The organism is Desulfomicrobium escambiense DSM 10707 (genome assembly GCF_000428825.1).
Classification (GTDB): domain Bacteria; phylum Desulfobacterota; class Desulfovibrionia; order Desulfovibrionales; family Desulfomicrobiaceae; genus Desulfomicrobium; species Desulfomicrobium escambiense.
In genome coordinates, this window is record NZ_AUAR01000017.1 from 45,957 (window position 1) to 63,835 (window position 17,879).

General features: G+C 56.7%; 15 protein-coding genes. All 15 read right to left on the reverse strand.

Going from position 1 to position 17,879, the window contains the following annotated elements; genetic code table 11:
• Window positions 1-55: 55 nt before the first annotated feature.
• Complete coding sequence (locus G394_RS0113455; RefSeq protein ID WP_028578102.1) at window positions 56-1,597, reverse strand: glycosyltransferase; 1,542 nt, start codon at window positions 1,595-1,597, stop codon at window positions 56-58.
• Window positions 1,598-1,602: 5 nt separating this feature from the next.
• Window positions 1,603-3,861, reverse strand: coding sequence for a glycosyltransferase (locus tag G394_RS0113460; protein WP_028578103.1), 2,259 nt, complete (start codon window positions 3,859-3,861; stop codon window positions 1,603-1,605).
• Window positions 3,854-5,209, reverse strand: coding sequence for an ABC transporter ATP-binding protein (locus G394_RS0113465; RefSeq protein ID WP_028578104.1), 1,356 nt, complete (start codon window positions 5,207-5,209; stop codon window positions 3,854-3,856). Before G394_RS0113465 ends, G394_RS0113460 begins: the two co-directional genes overlap by 8 nt.
• Entirely contained in the window at window positions 5,199-6,017 is an 819-nt protein-coding gene (locus G394_RS0113470) for an ABC transporter permease (protein ID WP_028578105.1), read from the reverse strand. Before G394_RS0113470 ends, G394_RS0113465 begins: the two co-directional genes overlap by 11 nt.
• 30 nt (window positions 6,018-6,047) lie before the next feature.
• The gene (gene rfbB, locus G394_RS0113475) at window positions 6,048-7,148 is read right to left on the reverse strand and encodes a dTDP-glucose 4,6-dehydratase (protein WP_028578106.1); all 1,101 of its coding nucleotides are present in this window, start codon (window positions 7,146-7,148) and stop codon (window positions 6,048-6,050) included.
• Window positions 7,145-7,729, reverse strand: a complete 585-nt coding sequence (gene rfbC, locus G394_RS19225; protein ID WP_051307191.1) for a dTDP-4-dehydrorhamnose 3,5-epimerase — start codon at window positions 7,727-7,729, stop codon at window positions 7,145-7,147. Before rfbC ends, rfbB begins: the two co-directional genes overlap by 4 nt.
• 3 nt (window positions 7,730-7,732) lie before the next feature.
• On the reverse strand, window positions 7,733-8,611 hold the full coding sequence (rfbA, locus tag G394_RS0113485) for a glucose-1-phosphate thymidylyltransferase RfbA (protein WP_211226287.1): 879 nt from the start codon (window positions 8,609-8,611) through the stop codon (window positions 7,733-7,735).
• Window positions 8,612-8,691: 80 nt separating this feature from the next.
• Window positions 8,692-9,495 (reverse strand): 3'(2'),5'-bisphosphate nucleotidase CysQ, encoded by an 804-nt coding sequence (cysQ, locus tag G394_RS0113490; protein ID WP_051307192.1) that lies wholly within the window; start codon window positions 9,493-9,495, stop codon window positions 8,692-8,694.
• Complete coding sequence (gene cysC / locus G394_RS0113495; protein WP_156902617.1) at window positions 9,482-10,102, reverse strand: adenylyl-sulfate kinase; 621 nt, start codon at window positions 10,100-10,102, stop codon at window positions 9,482-9,484. The genes cysQ and cysC overlap by 14 nt, the downstream gene beginning before the upstream one ends.
• 173 nt (window positions 10,103-10,275) lie before the next feature.
• Window positions 10,276-12,153 carry a nucleoside-diphosphate sugar epimerase/dehydratase gene (locus G394_RS0113500; protein WP_043775942.1) on the reverse strand — a complete coding sequence of 626 codons (1,878 nt, stop codon included), beginning with the start codon at window positions 12,151-12,153 and terminating at the stop codon, window positions 10,276-10,278.
• A 14-nt stretch (window positions 12,154-12,167) separates the two neighbouring features.
• The gene (locus G394_RS0113505) at window positions 12,168-13,346 is read right to left on the reverse strand and encodes a DegT/DnrJ/EryC1/StrS family aminotransferase (RefSeq protein ID WP_028578111.1); all 1,179 of its coding nucleotides are present in this window, start codon (window positions 13,344-13,346) and stop codon (window positions 12,168-12,170) included.
• Window positions 13,340-13,963, reverse strand: coding sequence for an acetyltransferase (locus G394_RS0113510; RefSeq protein ID WP_028578112.1), 624 nt, complete (start codon window positions 13,961-13,963; stop codon window positions 13,340-13,342). The genes G394_RS0113505 and G394_RS0113510 overlap by 7 nt, the downstream gene beginning before the upstream one ends.
• Window positions 13,960-14,571: a sugar transferase gene (locus G394_RS0113515; protein ID WP_028578113.1), complete on the reverse strand. Its 612-nt coding sequence runs from the start codon at window positions 14,569-14,571 to the stop codon at window positions 13,960-13,962. Before G394_RS0113515 ends, G394_RS0113510 begins: the two co-directional genes overlap by 4 nt.
• On the reverse strand, window positions 14,568-16,724 hold the full coding sequence (locus G394_RS0113520) for an STT3 domain-containing protein (RefSeq protein ID WP_156902618.1): 2,157 nt from the start codon (window positions 16,722-16,724) through the stop codon (window positions 14,568-14,570). The genes G394_RS0113515 and G394_RS0113520 overlap by 4 nt, the downstream gene beginning before the upstream one ends.
• Window positions 16,724-17,857, reverse strand: a complete 1,134-nt coding sequence (locus tag G394_RS0113525) for a glycosyltransferase family 4 protein (RefSeq protein ID WP_028578115.1) — start codon at window positions 17,855-17,857, stop codon at window positions 16,724-16,726. Before G394_RS0113525 ends, G394_RS0113520 begins: the two co-directional genes overlap by 1 nt.
• Window positions 17,858-17,879 lie beyond the last annotated feature (22 nt).

A 17,879-nucleotide genomic window follows, 5' to 3' on the forward strand; every position in this document is an offset into this window, starting at 1 on the left:
ACAACGCGAACTGGACCCTGTCTAACGCCCAGAACGTCCTTATTGTTTCGAATTTTCAATAGCATATACCACGAAACACATCTCGAACTCTATCGGGAAAATTCTCAAGAGAAAAGCGCCCGATCGACTCCCTAGCCTTGGCCGCGATCCGGCGCAACGATTCGGGATCGGCCCGGGTCAAGGCTTCCATGCGCGGCACCAAAGTTTCATAACTTGAGTAGTGAAAACCCACCTCCTCACTGAAAACGATTTCCCGCTGGCCCCCCGCGTCGTAAACTACTGGGACACAACCGCTCGCCATCGCCTCGCAGGTGGTGATACCGAAATGCTCGAAGCGCTCCGGATGCAGAGCCACTCGTTCGCCCCACCCTGCAGCGTGCCAATAAATGGACGCACAGCGATAGTAATCCAACAATTCCGAATACGGTAGGTCGGGTCGGATTTCTATTTCTTCATGGTCCCGGCATATTTCTTCAAGATTCCTAAAATAAGCAATGTGCTTCGGATGATCACGGTGCCGCGAGCCGACCATCACAAGACGCCAACCGTCGGGAATCACGCCCTCGCGGCGCATCCGGATAAAGGCCAGGGCCATTTCCGTGTGCTTCTTATTGTGGCCACCGAAAAAGAAGCGGCCAACAGACAGAATGATTTTCTCCTTCTCCACACAGGGGAATGAAAAAGTTGCGGTGTCGATAGGCGGCGGCAACTCCACTGACGGCAATTGCCACCGCTTTTTGATCCAGTTGGAAGTAAAACTAGAGTTTGAAATGACCAGATCGTAACGGCGGAGAGACTCGCGCCAGCCAGGGTTCCATCCTTGCAGCCAGAAGTCCTCAACCCAATTTAGGCGCCGGGTATCCACACAGGCTCCCAGCCGCCTAGTTTCTATAGATTCTGGAATATCACGGGCGGCGATGGGTTCACTGTCGATGAATATCAGCCTTTTTTTGAAGTCTGCATCATGGACATCAACATGAAGCACACCCTGCGTTACGTGCCAGCGCACCTCCTGACCATCTACTCGAATGCTCCGAATGCCGTTGTAGCTGCCAGGCCATAAGGGAATTCGTAGCCCCTTGGAGTGGCAACCTGATATGGCAAGTACGGATTTCACGCTGAGCCACGACCTACCATCGCCTTCCACCGGAAAGACGCCACACACAGGCACTATCGTTCCCTCTTCCGGGGCATGATAACTCTGACAGATGAACAGATTCCTAGAAAGTAACCCCCGAAGCCACGTAGAGGTGCGCATGCGCATAGTCGTTAATCTGTCAACGCGATGCGGAAAGAAACACATGTAAGCCGAAAGCCTCGAACGGGGCATCATCGACGAACCATAGGTGCTGTTGATGAAAAGCTCATAGTCGGATGAAAAAAGGGAGAGCTGCGCACAAGAATCGCCGGGCCACTCTTTCTTCGTGCAGCGGGAGAGGTCGAGCCTGAGGCGAGATTCAACTTGTTCCCAGTCCACCGGCCCCACAGAGATGAGCTCAACTTCATGATCGCGAGACAGAACTTCGACGACAGCACCAATATGCTTTTCCCCACCTCCAAAAGTGTTCCAATATCTATTATACACACCGATTTTCATTGCGCTTACCTATTTCCAAAAAGCGAATTGAAACGTCGCAGCAGGATGCCCGGAGTCATACTGATCACGTCTAGCAGCGCAACGAATTCAATTCGTGAAGGTTCCATGTCTTCTAGTGGCCCAGTCGGAGTGTGACGCAAGTTGCGACACTTGCCCTGCATAGCACGCCTCAGGAATGCATATACAAGCCGGGCCAGCAGAACGAATAATGTCGACCCTTCGGCGTTTTTCAGACCGTTCAAACGGTAGTTCCTAGTTACATGGTAGCGGAAACTTGGAGACCACTCGCCGCTGCTACCCGCATGTATGTGACGCACCACCGAAAATGGCTGGAACGCAATCTTCAACCCGTTCTTACGCATTCGCCAGGACAGGTCGGTATCTTCATAATACATGAAAAATCGCGGATCAAAACCACCTAGCTTCAGAAAGACATGGCGCGGCATCAGAACACTGCAGCCGCAAAATGCTTCGCAGTCCCTAACCCCATCGAATTGCCCCCTGTCAGGCTGGTTAATGCCTATATCGGCAGCAGTTCCGTATTCGTCGAGTTGACTGCCGGCATTGTTGATGACCCATGCTGCAGCACTCCGGAGATCCGTCGGAATATCAATTTCAAATCTGGCAAAATGTTCTGTAAGGCGGCAAGATCCTAGAGGCACACCCTCGCACTCCACCTCCAATTCCACCTCCTCGCGCCGTCCCGTCACGCTTGCCACAATGTACAAGCGCAAGGGTGTGTCTACAGCGTCCTCATTCACCGGAAGCATTAGTTCGGCATCACCACATGTCCAGCGCACAACACGCCCACTGGACCATTTCTCTTCATCATAAAAACCACTAACTGCCAGGGGCTTTATGTAACCGACGCCGCAAATGTGCGTACTGGAAAACTCGATTGCAGCCCCGAGGGCTCGAGTATCGCCCCCCTCTGGTGTGAACACCTGGCAGCGTAAACGAAAAGACAGAAAACGGTTAAAGAAACGAATCTTGGGCGAAACAGCACCTACCGAATCGCCGTCTGCCGTTCGGCTTACCCATGTACCCACTAGAAGTTCAAGCCAATCAGGGTCGACAACAGTATCGTTATTGATCAACGCCAGTAGGGACGATGAGGCTGCTTGGACGCCAAGGTTGTTGCCACCCGCAAAGCCGAGGTTTCTTTCGCTACGGACCACCTTCACAAAAGGATACGCTTGGCGCAGAAAATCTGCGGAACCATCCGTGGACGCGTTGTCGACGACAATGATCTCAGCCGGGGGAAGGCTCTGCACAAGAAGGCTGTCAATCAGGCCGGGGAGAAACGCCAGCCCGTTGAAATTGACAGTGATCACGCTGACTTTGGGAACCACACTGCGGAGACAGTTCATCCATTTCGAGTTGCAAGCAACTTGAGTGTCAATAGTAGCTGTCAGGCGCGACACAGTGCATTCGGTCAAGCCTCCGAGGGCATGCACAAGGGTGTCAGTATCGGCAACCTGCTTGATCCCGTAGATCTCGCGGACCGGCAGTTCGATTCGTCCGCGTTCCTCCCATGTGGAACGATCCAGGGCAACCACAGTAGCGGAGTTCAAACCGCTATCTTCGATGTTCCGAGAGCAACTCAAGCCCACATAAAGCAAATCCTGGCCGACGCATATACCGCGAGTGTAGCCGCTCAGCACAACTCTGCGCAGAAGGCGCATTTCCGAATCATATTCACGGATTTCCTTCTGTTCAGAATTGGCGAGCAGCAGTCGCTCCCCGTCCGGCACCAAGCTGTGGGGTTGGGACAGGCCCTCAATGAGCGTCCGTCCCCCAGTCAACTCGCGAACAAATCCCGCTCCTTCTGTCGCCATTTTGTAGCCCCGCGTGGAGGCAAATTCTCCGAAAGCAGAATAGACAACGGTACCATGCCACTGGGCTAGACAGTTAATGTGCCAAGAATCATCTGACTCAGAAAAAGTCCAACGCTGAATTTCGCGACCCTGAGAATCAAGACGAATCACCTCATTGCCCATCGTACCAACGATGTAGCAGGATTCCCCGGCTAAAAGCACATCGTGAATATCGTCGAAAAGGACCTGTTCGCTCGCCACCTCCCAAGTATTATCACCGCTCAGAGCTACGGCTCTGGGTTGCAACCCACGGAGCACTGAAGCCCCTACCACATCAAGCCCAGTGCAATGGAGGGAATCAATCTTCCTCAGTTTCCCTCCGTGAAGTAAGAAAAACCCACCACCGTTGGGGCAAGATATGAGTAACCTGTCGAAAATTTTATCCATTTACACTCCAACTGCACTCGAAGCCGAAATCCACAATTTCCGTCGCACGACTGCCGGGAACCGGCAATACCCTAAACGCAAGAACGTCCGCCTTTCTATGCAATACAACTTCTTCGTTGGAACCGTCACAGCCGAACACGCCGGAATTGACAAAATAAACCCCCGGGTTCAGATGGCAGTTGAAGAAATAATCAACTTCAAAGCCTTCCCCAGCCTCCACTACCGACAACCCTTCGTCTTGGGACGCCGCCGACAGTCCCCCGCCAAGAGGCATGCCGGTACCTGTCTTGATCAACATCGAGAAACGAACATTTGTAACAGCACGTTCGAAACGCACGTCGTAACGAAAACAGTAACGGCGCCCCCTGATGAGCCCATTTACTTGGCGTCCGTCCAGAGTGAAGATACGAGCGTCACCAATGTGCGCACCACGAGACTCAAAAACCATCGTACTTTGAGGGATGAAGCCCGAGTCAAAGATCTCCTCTGAGCCACCACATGCAACCGACTCGCCAAGGATTCCCCCGAAGGGGTCTGCCACAAAAGCTGCACCCTCATCTTCAAAACGGGCGCCTGCGATTGAAGCACGAATTGCCTCCCGCTTTTGGGCTGGGGCGTAAAGGAGTTTCTGATAGCTACCCACCACCCGTTTTGGCCGTCCGACGGTTAGGAGATCGCCCCCATCAAGCAGAATCGCCCGGTCGCAAAGGTCAACGACAGTCACTCCCGAATGGGACACAAACAGAACCGTTGCGCCCGTCCTTCGGATCGCCTCAATACGGGAAAAGCACTTCCGTTGAAAAAGTTCGTCTCCCACCGACAGCGCCTCATCTACCACCAGTATTAGGGGGTCCACGTTGATGGCAACCGCAAAAGCGAGGCGCACAACCATACCACTCGAATAGCTTTTGACAGGCTGATCCATAAAAGCGCCAATATCAGCAAAATCGGCAATCGTGTCGAAACGCGCATCAATTTCCGCGCGGCTAAGACCTAAGACGCAACCGTTTAGATACACGTTTTCACGTCCGCTAAATTCTGGACTGAAGCCACTCCCCAACTCCAGCAGTGCAGCGATTCGACCGCTTGTAATGACATGTCCACATGTTGGACGGAGCGTTCCGCAGATCAACTGAAGCAAAGTGGATTTTCCACTGCCGTTACGACCTACAATACCTACGCATTCGCCTTTGCGTACCTCAAACGACACATCCTTGAGCGCCCAAAACTCGCGATAATACTGTCTTCGTCCCCGCATAAGCATCTGCATTAAACGATCACGAGGCTTGTCGTAAATTTGGTAACATTTGCTCAGGTGGTCAACTTTAATGGCTATATCAGAGGACATCAGCAAACCCCTGACGCGTTTTCTGGAACCAAGCGAACCCCAACCAAGCCACGCAGAGCGTCGCCGAGTAATATCCGACAAGCAGTAGCCAATCAGGCGAATCTCCCCAAAAAAGAACAGCCCTAGTCTGCTCAATGGCAGGCATCAGCGGGTTTAACAGCAATATATAACGGTACGCCTCTGGTAGCGCGGTGATCGGGTAAAAAATAGGCGATAAAAACATCAAGACCGTAGTCAGCAACCCTACGATCTGGGATACATCTCGCAAATATACTCCCAAAGAGGTCAGGGCCCAAGATACACCCATGATGAAAAAGCACAGGGGGAGCAATATCAGAGGCAGATACAAAACCGTGAGATGCGGCAAACCATAAAGCAAACAATACGCTCCAATCCACACAAATACACTGATCGCGGTATGGAACAAGGCTGCGCAAAGAGCCACCCATGGTAAAATTTCCAAGGGGAAAATCACCTTCTTCACGTAGTTGACATTGGACAAGATAAGACCCGGAGCTCGACCGAAACATTCGGCAAAAAGGTTAAACACGATCAATCCTGCGAATAGAACCAAGGCAAACTCGGTCTTAGTGCCTGTTCCGTCACCCCAGCGAGCCTTGAAAACTACGCTAAAGACAAAGGTGTACACGGCCAGCATGAACAAAGGATGAAAAAAAGACCAAAAGATACCAAGAAATGATCCGCGATAACGCCCCACGACTTCGCGCTTGGTTAATGCCATGACCAGTGAGCGATTACGCCACAGACTGACAATCATCTCATAAGGGGAAACTGAAAAATTGCGCATCAAAAACCGTGTCCTTTCAAAATTAACCGCTCACAGGTCGTACTGTTGGGCGATCCATTGACGATATTCGCCGGTTTGCACATCGCGCCACCACGTTTCGTTTTCCAAATACCACTGAATCGCCTTGCGTATTCCCGTGGCAAAGCTTTCCTTGGTGGTGAAGCCCAGGATCATTTTCGTTTTAGTTGCGTCTATGGCGTATCGCCGATCATGCCCGGGCCGGTCGGTGACAAAGGTAATCAAATTCTCGGCCTTTCCTTTCAGTGCAGACTCGGCTTTGGGAAAAGCTTTCCGATTGCCTTCATCTTGCATGGCTTGATTCATCAACCCGCAGATTAGTCTGACAATATCGATATTGGCCCACTCGTTGTCGCCGCCGATATTGAAACACTCGCCAACCTTGTCTGACTTGAGGATCAAATCGATGCCACGGCAATGGTCTTCCACATACAGCCAGTCGCGTATCTGCAAGCCGTCGCCGTACACAGGCAACGGCCGGTCATCCAGGATATTGGTGATGACCAGAGGGATGAGCTTCTCGGGGAAGTGATATGGCCCGTAATTGTTCGAGCAGTTGCTGATGGTCACCGGCAGACCATACGTTTCCATGTAGGCCCGAACCAGATGATCCGAAGCGGCCTTGCTCGCTGCATAGGGGGAGTTTGGCGCGTAGGGCGTTGTCTCCGTGAAGGCCGGGTCATCCGGCCCCAGAGTGCCATAGACCTCGTCAGTGGAAACGTGGTGAAAACGAACGGTTCTTTTCCCTTCCCACTCCTCCAGCCAGACCCGGCGGGCGGCCTTCAGCAGGCTGTGAGTGCCGACGATGTTCGTTTCGATAAAGGCATCCGGCCCGAGGATGGAGCGGTCCACGTGTGACTCGGCGGCGAAATGGACCAGCGTGTCGATCTCGTGCTTGCGGAGCAGTTCTTCAACCAGCGTCTGGTCAAGGATATTGCCATGCACAAACAGAAACTTGTCCGAATCTTCCAGATCAGCAATATTGGCGCGATTGCCCGCATACGTCAGCGCATCCAAAACAATTACCATATCATCAGGATATTTCGCCCGCCAGTAGCGGGCGAAATTGGAGCCGATAAACCCTGCTCCTCCGGTGACCAATAGCCGGCTCATTGTCTCATCTCCATCGCTGTGCGCCGGAAGGAGAACCCATCCGGAAACACCTCAGCCTCGACCAAGCGAGCGCCCTGCAGATCCTTGCCGGAGAGCACTGGCTCGCAATCCAGGGGCCAGAGGATATTCAGGTCCGGATCGTTCCAGACAATGGAGCGCTCATGTTCGGGCGCATAGAAGTCCGTACACTTGTACATGAAAGCGGCCCGGTCGCTGAGTACGCAAAAGCCGTGCGCAAAGCCCGGCGGCACCCAGAGCATACGCTTGTTCTCGGCCGAAAGCCGCACCCCGACCCATTTGCCGAACCACTTCGAGCCGCTGCGGATATCGACGGCCACGTCGAACACTTCGCCCTCTGCAACGCGCACCAGTTTACCTTGGGGCTGACGGATCTGGTAGTGCAGGCCGCGCAAAATCCCCCTGCCGGACAGGCTGTGATTGTCTTGCACGAAATCAAAATCGATCCCATTCTCGGCAAAGGTCTTACGTTGCCAAGTTTCCATGAAAAACCCGCGCTCGTCGCCAAAGACACGCGGCTCGATGATCACGACATCGGGGATTTCCGTTTTGATGAAGCGCACCGTCTACTCCCCGCCGGACAAAATTTTCAGAAGATAGACGCCGTAACCGCTCTTTTTCTGCTCCTCGCCGAGTCGCCTAAGTTGCGAAGCATCAATGAAGCCCTGACGGTAGGCGATTTCTTCCGGACAGGCGATTTTAAGTCCCTGGCGCTTCTCGATGGTCTGAACGAACAGGGAAGCTTCTAGCAGGTTGTCATGGGTGCCGGTATCGAGCCACGCGCTACCCCGGCCCAATTTCTCCAGGCAAAGGGCGCCGGATTCAAGGTAGCATCGGTTCACATCCGTGATTTCCAACTCGCCCCGGGCCGACGGCGTTATGGACTTTGCGATGTCCACCACGGAACTGTCGTAAAAATACAAGCCGGTCACGGCATAGTTTGACTTGGGCTTTTCAGGCTTCTCTTCCAGCGACGTCATGTTTCCGTTCGCGTCGAAGCCCGCCACGCCGTATGCCCGCGGATCGGATACGTGATAACCGAAAACCGTCGCCCCGCTTTCCCTGGCCGCGGCCCGGCGCAGCTTTTCCGACAGCGTGTGGCCAAAAAAGATGTTGTCCCCGAGCACTAGGGCCGAGGGAGCACCATCCAGAAAATTTTCACCAATGATGAAAGCCTGGGCCAAACCATCAGGAGACGGCTGCTCAGCATACGAGAGCCGAATACCCCACTGGTTCCCATCGCCTAGAAGGCGTTCGAAAAACGGTAGGTCCAAGGGCGTGGAAATGACCAGGATATCCCTGATTCCCGCCAGCATGAGGGTGCTGAGCGGGTAGTAGATCATGGGCTTGTCATATACCGGCATGAGCTGCTTGCTGACCCCTTTGGTCAAGGGGTAGAGCCGGGTCCCGGACCCGCCGGCGAGTATGATGCCCTTGCGTTCGATATTCACAGACTAAAGCTCCTCACGGTCAATGCAACAAAGCAATCCATCCAAAACGTTCATCGCGTCGATCCGCACACATTTCACTGCACAAGAAACCAGGGGTTGAGAAGATCTTCCTTGTTGTAGCGAAGCTCATCCCCTGTTTTCCAAGACGTAATTTTTTTTCCGGCGAATTTTACGATGGCGTGTCCGGCCGCGATATCCCACTCCATGGTCGGACCGAGCCGCGGATACATGTCCGCGGCACCTTCAGCGACTCGGCATATCTTGAGCGAACTCCCTGCCGGTACGATCTCCACCTTGCCGCGCTCTTCCCGTACCTTTTCAACAAAAGCGGCAAACTCCGGCGAAGAGTGCGAACGAGAGCCCATGATGACCAAAGCATCCTCACCGCGGCCGGCCAAGGGCAAACGCAATCCCTTCCGGCATAGCTCGCCGTGGGCTGTCGAGGAGGGATTATCCACCCGAAAGGACCCGACTCCCGCCGCTGCGAAGAACAATTCTCTCGCCACAGGCGCAAAAACTACTCCACAAACGGGCTCGTGATCGTGGATCAACGCAATGTTGACGGTAAATTCCCCGTTTCGCTTGATGAACTCTTTCGTTCCATCAAGAGGATCCACGATCCAAAGCGGATTCCAGCCGCGCCGCTCAGTGTATGGAATGCTTCGCCCCTCTTCGCTGAGAACCGAGTACGGGGTCTGCTCCAGAATGTTCATAATCACAGAATGCGCCGCACGATCCGCTTCGGTCAGGGGGGAGTTGTCACTCTTCAGTTCCACACCGTACGCCGATGCGGCATACACATCCATGATGGCCCGGCCTGCCGTCACAGCCGCCTCAATGGCCGCGTCGAGACAGACTCGCAAATCAGCGGGAAACATGCTCTGGCTCCAGTTGCTCCATGACGAAGGACACAATCCGGTCAACACACCCCTGGACCGTGCAGGAATCAGTTTCCACAACCAGCGATGGGCTTAAAGGCTCTTCATAAGGCGCTGAAACTCCAGTGTAATTCTGAATCTTTCCGGCCCTGGCCAACTTGTACAAGCCCTTTACGTCCCGCTCTTCACAGACCTCCACGGGGCACTTCACGTAAATCTCGAAAAAATCCCTCTCGCCGACAATCTCCCGCACCTTTTGTCGGTCCCTTTCCAAGGGTGAAATGAACGCGGTCAGGCACAGAATCCCGGCGTCGAGGAAAAGTTTGACCATCTCAGCGATGCGCCGCAAATTCTCGGCCCGTGCCTCTGGCGAAAAACTCAAGTCTCCACAGAGGCCGTGACGGACATTATCACCGTCGAAAACATATGTACGCATCCCACTCCGATACAGTTCCTCTTCAACCGCATGGGCGAGCGTGGACTTCCCGGATCCCGAGAGCCCCGTAAACCAAAACACCTTTGCGGGATGCCTGTTCAACGATTCTCGGGCCAAGCGGTCAATTTTGCCTCGGTAGACAACCGTATTTGGCGACTTGAGCATATTCATAATCAGGCCGAGCCTTAATCACCCCTTTCTTCTTAGGTCAACCGGCATTTCGGTATGACAAACCAGCGTTGCGTCACCCGACAGAGCCTGCCGTCTGACGCGAATCTTTCCAGCCGGCCGAAAACACCGACCCATATCAGCAAACGGCGCTTTTGACCAAGCACGCACCCCACTCACAAACTGTGAACCCGTGCATCTTTGGCCGGAACATATTCAGGCACCAACGCTTCAAGCCCCCGTCTGACAGCCTCGACTTCAAAACACCGTACAGCCTCCAGTAGGGATGACAATGTTGCGTCAATATCAACCGTTGCCCTATCTGATCGCAGCACCATGATTTTCTCATGCCCAGTCTCAAGCACATCCTCACCCGCCGTAATCAGTTCCTCGTAAAGCTTCTCGCCCGGCCGCAGACCTGTAAACCTGATCTTGATCTCCGCCGGATCCTTGCCCGAGAGCACAATCAAATCTCGGGCCAGATCCGCGATTCGCACGGGCTTGCCCATCTTCAGCACGAAAATTTCCCCTCCCCGGCCCTGAGCTCCTGCCTGCACGATGAGCTGGGCCGCCTCGGGGATGGTCATGAAGTAGCGGGTCACTTCGGGATGGGTGACCGTGACCGGACCGCCGCGTTCGATCTGGTCGCGGAAAAGAGGGATGACCGAGCCCGACGAGCCCAGCACGTTGCCGAAGCGCACGGCCATGAACAATGTCCTGCCGCCCGCGAAACCGTGCATCATGAGTTCGGCCACGCGCTTGGACGCCCCCATGACATTTGTCGGCCGTACGGCCTTGTCCGTGGACACGAGCACGAAGCGCTCCACCCCGTGCCGGACCGAAGCCTCCATGACGGTGCGCGAGCCGACGATGTTGTTCGTCACGGCCTGCCAGGGGTTGAGCTCCAGCATGGGCACGTGCTTGTAGGCCGCTGCATGGAAGACCACGTGCGGCTGGTGCGTGCGGAACACGGTCTCCACCAGGGGCACGTCCTGCACCTGCCCGAGGACGGGCACGTAACTCGCGAAGCCCCGTTGGTGCACGAGTTCCATTTCGATGGAATACAGGTTCTCTTCCCCAGCATCGAAGAGCACGAGCTTCCGGGGGCCGAAGCGGATGATCTGGCGACACAGCTCCGATCCGATGGAACCCCCGGCACCCGTCACCAGCACCACCTTGTCCGCAAGGTACCCCTTGATCCCAACTTCATCGAGGTGCACTTCCTCGCGGCCCAGCAGGTCCTCGTAGCGCACGTCGCGCAGGGCCTTGACCGAAACCTTGCCGCTGGCGATGTCAGCCAGGGCGGGCAGCTTTTTGATGCGAACCTGCGCGGCCTCGCATGCCTCCATGACCCGTCGCAGGTTGTCCCCGCTCTGGGCTGCGCTGACCAGCACCTCTTCGGCCCGGATCATCCCGATCATCCGGCCCAGCTCCTCCAGGGGACCGAACACGGGAAGACCGTGGATGCGGCGCCCGATGCAAGACGGATCGCTGTCCACAAAACCGACCAAGCTCAGGCCGGAATCCCGGACCTCCAGAATCTCCTTTGCGATCCTCGCCCCCACGTCATCGGCCCCGACGATCAGGGCTCGCACGCCGGGCGCCGGAGCGCACAGCATCCCCGGCAGCAGGGCCGAGAACACGGCCCTGGGCCGGAAAGAAAATTCGTACACCGAGCGGATGAAAACCCGCGCCCCGCAGGCGAAGACGAACGCCAGCAGAGGGTCCAGAATGAAGACCGACCGCGGGTAGCCCTGGAAGTGGGACGCGAAGACGACCCAGATAATGAGCGCCACCTCGGCCATGAACACGGCCCGTGCGATCCGCCACAGGTCCGACAGGCCGGTGTAGCGCCACATGCCGCGATACAGGCCGGTCAGGAGAAAGAAAGCGAGTTTGAAGGCCACGGCCAGAGGCAGGAGACTCAGCATCTGGCGGAAGAAATCCGGGGGGATGTCGAATTCGAAACGCAGCAGGAAGGCGATAACCAGAGCCAGGGCAAACAGCCCTGATTCGCCGATGATCATGATGTAGAAATTGGCATTGCGAAACATGTTCACACCACGCCTCACCCGTTCATCGCACGACGGATCACCTGCTCCACAGCGTCGGCGTACCTTTCCATGTCGCACCGGGAAAGTGTCGGGTGGACAAGGAGCAGAAGGCTTCGCCGCCCCAGATCTCCAGCCACGGGCAAAGGATTTACCGGCGCCAGGCCGGCCTGCACAAAAGCCTGCTCCCTGTACATCTCCGGGCAGATACCCGCCAGGCACGGAAAACCCGCCGCATTTACTTCCGCAACGATCCGGTCCCTGTCCCAGCCGGTCCGGAGTCTGGCGGCTTCGAGAGTAAGGTAAAATTTATAGTAGGCATGATAATAATCCGACCCGGGCACAGCAACGTGCACTCCCGGCAAGGTCTCCAGCCTCTCGGTCAAACACCTGGCATGGACCCTGCGGGAAGCGACCCAGCCGTCCAGCTTGCGCAGCTGCACCCGACCGATGGCGGCCTGCATCTCGGTCATACGCCAGTTGGTCCCGAACGACTCGTGCACCCAGCGAAAACCCGCCGGATGATCAGTACGATGCACAGCGTCCCACTCTTTGCCGTGATCCTTGTAGGCCCAGGCTTTTTTCCAGGCGTCGTCATCGTCCAGCAGCAACATCCCACCTTCGCCGCCGGTGGTCATGATCTTGTCCTGGCAAAAGGAGAACGCAGCGGCATGGCCGATGCTTCCCACCGGCCTGCCCTTGTAGCAGGCGCCGTGGGCCTGGGCGCAATCCTCGATGACGAGAAGGCCTCGCTCCCGCGCCAGCTCCATGATCGGATCCATGTCGCAGGGCCACCCGACCAAATGCACGCAGATGACGGCCCGGGTCCGAGGCGTGAGGACCCGGGAGATGGTTTTCGCCGAGACATTGCGAGAAATGGGGTCCACATCCGCGAGCACCGGCACGGCGCCCCGAGCCACTGCGCAGCTCGCCGAGGCGATGAAGGACCAGCAGGTGGTCACCACCTCGTCGCCGGGGCCGATGCCGAAGGCCTGGAGGGCAAGTTCGAGTGCCACGGTCCCGTTGGCCAAGGAAATGGCGTGTTTTCGGCCGACGTAGGCGGCGAACTCATCTTCGAACCGGCGGCACTCCTCGCCTGTCCAGTAATTGACCTTGCCCGATTCCAGCACACGCATGGCAGCGAAGCGCTCATCTTCGGCAAAAACAGGCCAGGAGGGAAATTCAGCCTTCAGCATGACGCCTGAAACCTCACTATTCGAGCTGGGGAGCCCACGACAACCGCATTGTCCGGGATATCCCGCAACACGGTCGCTCCCGCGCCAACCATGACGTTGGTCCCAATGCGGACGCCCTGTATGACAACGCTGCCGATCCCCACCCACGTGCCGTCGCCAATCGTGACGCCACCGCCGATATTCGCGCCAGGGCAAACGTGCACAAAATCCCCCACACGACAATCGTGATCGATCGTAGCTCCGGTATTGACGATGCAATGCCGACCTATATTGCTGTCAGGTTGCACCACAGCCCCTGCGCAAATCACGGATCCCTGGCCGATCCGGGCCGTCGGATCAACCCAGGCCGTCGCATGGATGGCTTCAACCCAACAAGCGTCACGGCACATCCCGACTACCTGTCTTCTGATCATGCAATCGCCTATCGCGACAATGGCTTGTCCCGCACGCCGCGCAAAATCAGCAACTGTCCCAAGAACGGGCGTATCAGACACGGCCCTGCCGACCAACTCCTCATCATCGTCATAAAAACCAAGGACAGCCGTCTGCGACGAACGCAAAACTCCAAGGACAACCTTTCCGTGGCCACTGGCCCCAAGAATGCAGACTCCGTTCATTCACCTCTCCGTAAATCGCCCGAACCGGTGAACCTCGGCATGGTCTCGTGCCCTTCCGAACTGATCCCTTGCCGCAGAAAAACCGACCGTACCGTCAGCCACAGGATCTTCAGATCCAACCATATACTTTGGTTGTCCACATACCAGACATCAAGAGCGAACCGCTCCTCCCAGCCAAGGGCATTGCGCCCGTTGACCTGGGCCCACCCCGTGATACCGGGCTTCACTTCGTGACGCCGCGCCTGTTTCGGCGAGTACAGCGGCAGATACTCCATCAGGAGGGGACGTGGGCCGACGAGGCTCATGTCTCCTGTGAGCACGTTCCACAACTCGGGCAACTCATCCAAGGAGGTGGACCGCAGGAAACGCCCGAACGCGGTCAGTCGCTGCGAATCCGGCAGAAGGTTCCCCCGCCCGTCCGTGGCCCTCGCCATGGTTCGGAACTTGATCATGTGGAACGGATGCCCCCCCAACCCCGGCCGGGTCTGCACGAATAGAACCGGGCAGCCCATGGCGGCCCACACAGCCAAGGCGACCAGCACGAGCAGCGGCGCCAGCGCGAGCAGCAACCCCGCCGAAACCAGGATATCGACGATCCGCTTGATCATCTGGCCCGATACACCCGAGCCCACGGGAACCTGTCATCGACCAGTTCGAAGTGGGGTTCAAAGGAACGAGGATCGGCGATGAGCATTTGAATCATCATGGAACGGTACATTTTCGAGTCCATGAGGAAAACCTGCCGGGAGAGCTGGTTGATGACAGCATGCGAACCGGCACCCTTGGGCCAGTCGAAATGCCGCGTGCCGTTCTGCTCCACCACGTCGAGGGAATCCACGGGCACGCCGTTGCCGGACACGACCATAGTGCCCGTGGCCGTATCGATACGGACTTCGCCCTTCACCTGCTGTATCTTGCCGGGATTCGACGTGCCCGAAACGAGATCCCAGTTACCGTAGTAGCCGATCCACCCGCCCAATCGCAGATTCTCCCAGGACACGACCAGATACTGGGCTGGCAGGTCGGCCGGAAAGTCCTGCTTTGTGAAGGCCAGGTCAGCAACGAAGGCAGTTGCGTTCTGCGCCCCCATGGCTCGCAGGGACGCTATGGGATCGGCCCAATAGTACTTTGTCGGAGCTTGGTCGGACGCGTTGTTCCTCTGGTCCAGCGTAACGAATTTCATCAGCTGCGCAGCCTGCAGGGGCGAGGAAGTGCTGTGCACCCGGGCTAGGGGGTATAGCCACTGGCCATCATGAGAGCCGCCATCGCCGAATGTCGCGCGTTCGGCATAGTATTGACCGGCGTATCCGTAATCCCACCATTGCCACAGACGCGCGTCAGGCTCGGTCCTGTCGCGCAGGTCCACAAAGGTCTGCGCGTACAGCTTCGGAAGTACAGGCACAGGCTGCATGTCCTGCATGAATGCGCTGGCCGGCCAGAAGGCGAAACAGGCCAGCAGGAGCTGCGCTATCCAGCGCCGTCCCTGATTCTGCCCGAGCAGACGCATCATTTCGGCAAGACCGAATCCGAACCCCACCCCCAAGGCGACCCCGCCGAACATGGAAAAACGGTTACCAAGCTTCACGCTGGCCAGACCCAACCCGAGGAATGGCAAAAAGAGCAGGAGCTGCGGCCTTCGGAAGACCGCGAAGACATATCCCGCAAGGCCTATGACGAACAGGACCCAGTTCCCCGCCATTCTGTCCGCCACCTGGCCCCACGGCAGATTCTGCGCTTCGCGCACGCTTTGGGCGATGGCCGGAAGCTGCAGGGTGCTGGCGTTGGAACCGATCTCCACGGAATCAAGCTTGGAGTAGGTCGCAACCGCTTGCAGATATTTTAGAACCATCTCGGGCAACCCCGCCCAGATCATGACACATATTGCGGCCACACCGACAACGGCTGGCGCAGCCTTGCGTTCAAGCAAATCGGGCCGACCAAGCAGTATTCCTCCGAGCGCCAAGCCGACCCCCCAACCGCCCCAACCGCCGAAAGCCAAAGCATAGATCAGCAGCAATCCCGACCATGCTTTCACACCGCCGGATTTTGGTCCGAGCACGAAGGTCAAGATGGCAGACGCTCCGAGAACAGCCAACAGCAGGCTTCCGCCCTGGGTATAAAAAGAGATATTGATCGCACCGAGAGCGCCAGAGAGAACGGCATAGGCCAAAGACTGCCGGCTCGATTTGGCTTCTTCCATCCCTCGCCACCACCAGACGTGGCTGGTTTCCGAAGCCAACCACGCCGTCACCGCGCAGGTGAAGGCGAGGGGAAAAAACAGGGAGACCAAGTCCGTATCACAAAAACCCAACCTGGTGCGCACCAGATAGCCCAGGCTCGACCCGGCGGTCAGGGCGAAGATGACTCCGGCTTCGGTCATGCGCAGCGTCCGTGCCAGAAGGCAGGCCGGGACGGCCAGCCACGGTACCGTCAGCACCGGCAGCCAGAAGCCGATGGTCCCGAGGGGCAAGCCCGTTATTTCATGCAGCCACCTGATGCCTATGGAAAAACGCGAAGCCGCATAGGCCCCGACCCCTTTGGCCCCCGCCAGCCAAGCATAAGCGTCATGGGTGGCCATGAGGGGCTCCTGCCCAATAAAAAATGGCTCTGCCTGCCATGCGCCGTATTCGATCAGACGAATGGCCGCATTCAAAAAAAAGCCCAGGGCCAGGGCCAGAACCAATTCACCGTTTTCCGACATCTCCCAAACGGTCTTGCCCTTTCCTTCGACGCGCACTGTTGCGCCATCCGATTTGCGCATCAACTCACCCCATACAGTTCAAGATATTGTTGCACCACATGCCGCACGTCGAATTCACGCACCGCCTTTTCGCGACCGGCCCGGCCCATGCGTTCCCGCAGTGCCGGGTCGTCGAGCAGGGTCGCAATCCCCCTGGACAGAGCCTCGCTGTCGCGTACCGGGACGAGGATTCCATTAATTCTGTCCTCGACCACTTCCCGGCATCCAACCGTGTCCGTCGTCACGATGGGCTTGGCCATAGACGCGGCTTCGAGCAGCGTCCGAGGAACTCCTTCCCGGTAGCTGGGCAGCACGTACACGTCGCACAAGGCGGTCAGTTCCGCAATATCGGTCCGCGGCCCAAGCCAGCGTACATGAGGCTGATTCAGCAGATATTCTCGTGAAGCCGAAGAAGGATTTCCTAAGTCGACGTCTCCCGCCAAAAGAAAGACCGCATCAGGATACTGGATGCGAAGCATTCTCGCGGCACCGATGTATTCCGCCAGCCCCTTGTGCCAAATGGCCCTGGCGACCATGAGCACTACTCGGGACGCGGAAGCAAGTCCAAGCTCTCGGCGAACCGACGACGCATCATAAATTTCAGGGCTGAACATCTGCGTGTCGATGCCCACGCTGCGAATGATACGCATCTTGGCCTGCGGGACCAGCCTGTGAGAGCGAAAGTGATCTGCGTCGTCCCGGTTGACGAAGACCGTGCTGTCGGACAGGCGGCAGGAAATGGCGTAAAGCCCCTCCATGCAGACCCTCACGCAGCGGTTGCGCAGGGAGTCCTCCACGTAGAAAGAGCCCAACCCCTCGACGAGGTTGTAAATAACCGGCACCCGAGCCATCCGACCGGCAAGAGTTCCATAGATGTTAGGCTTGGCGGTAAACGTATGCAGAACATCGGGTCTGTGCTGACGTAGCAAGGACGCTAAATGAAGAATGACGGGATATTCACGCAGAGGGTTGAGGCTGGATCGGTCGACGTCGTAGTCGACCGCCGTAACACCGTGCTCTGCGAAACGATCAAACACATCCCCCCTGGGGCACAAGGCTATTGCCTCGTGCCCTCGTGCGATCAGGGCTTGCATGATAGGCAGACGGAACAAGAACAAATTAAGATCGAGATGAGAAAGGAAAACAAACTTCACAACCCTTCCTCGTAGCACCCCA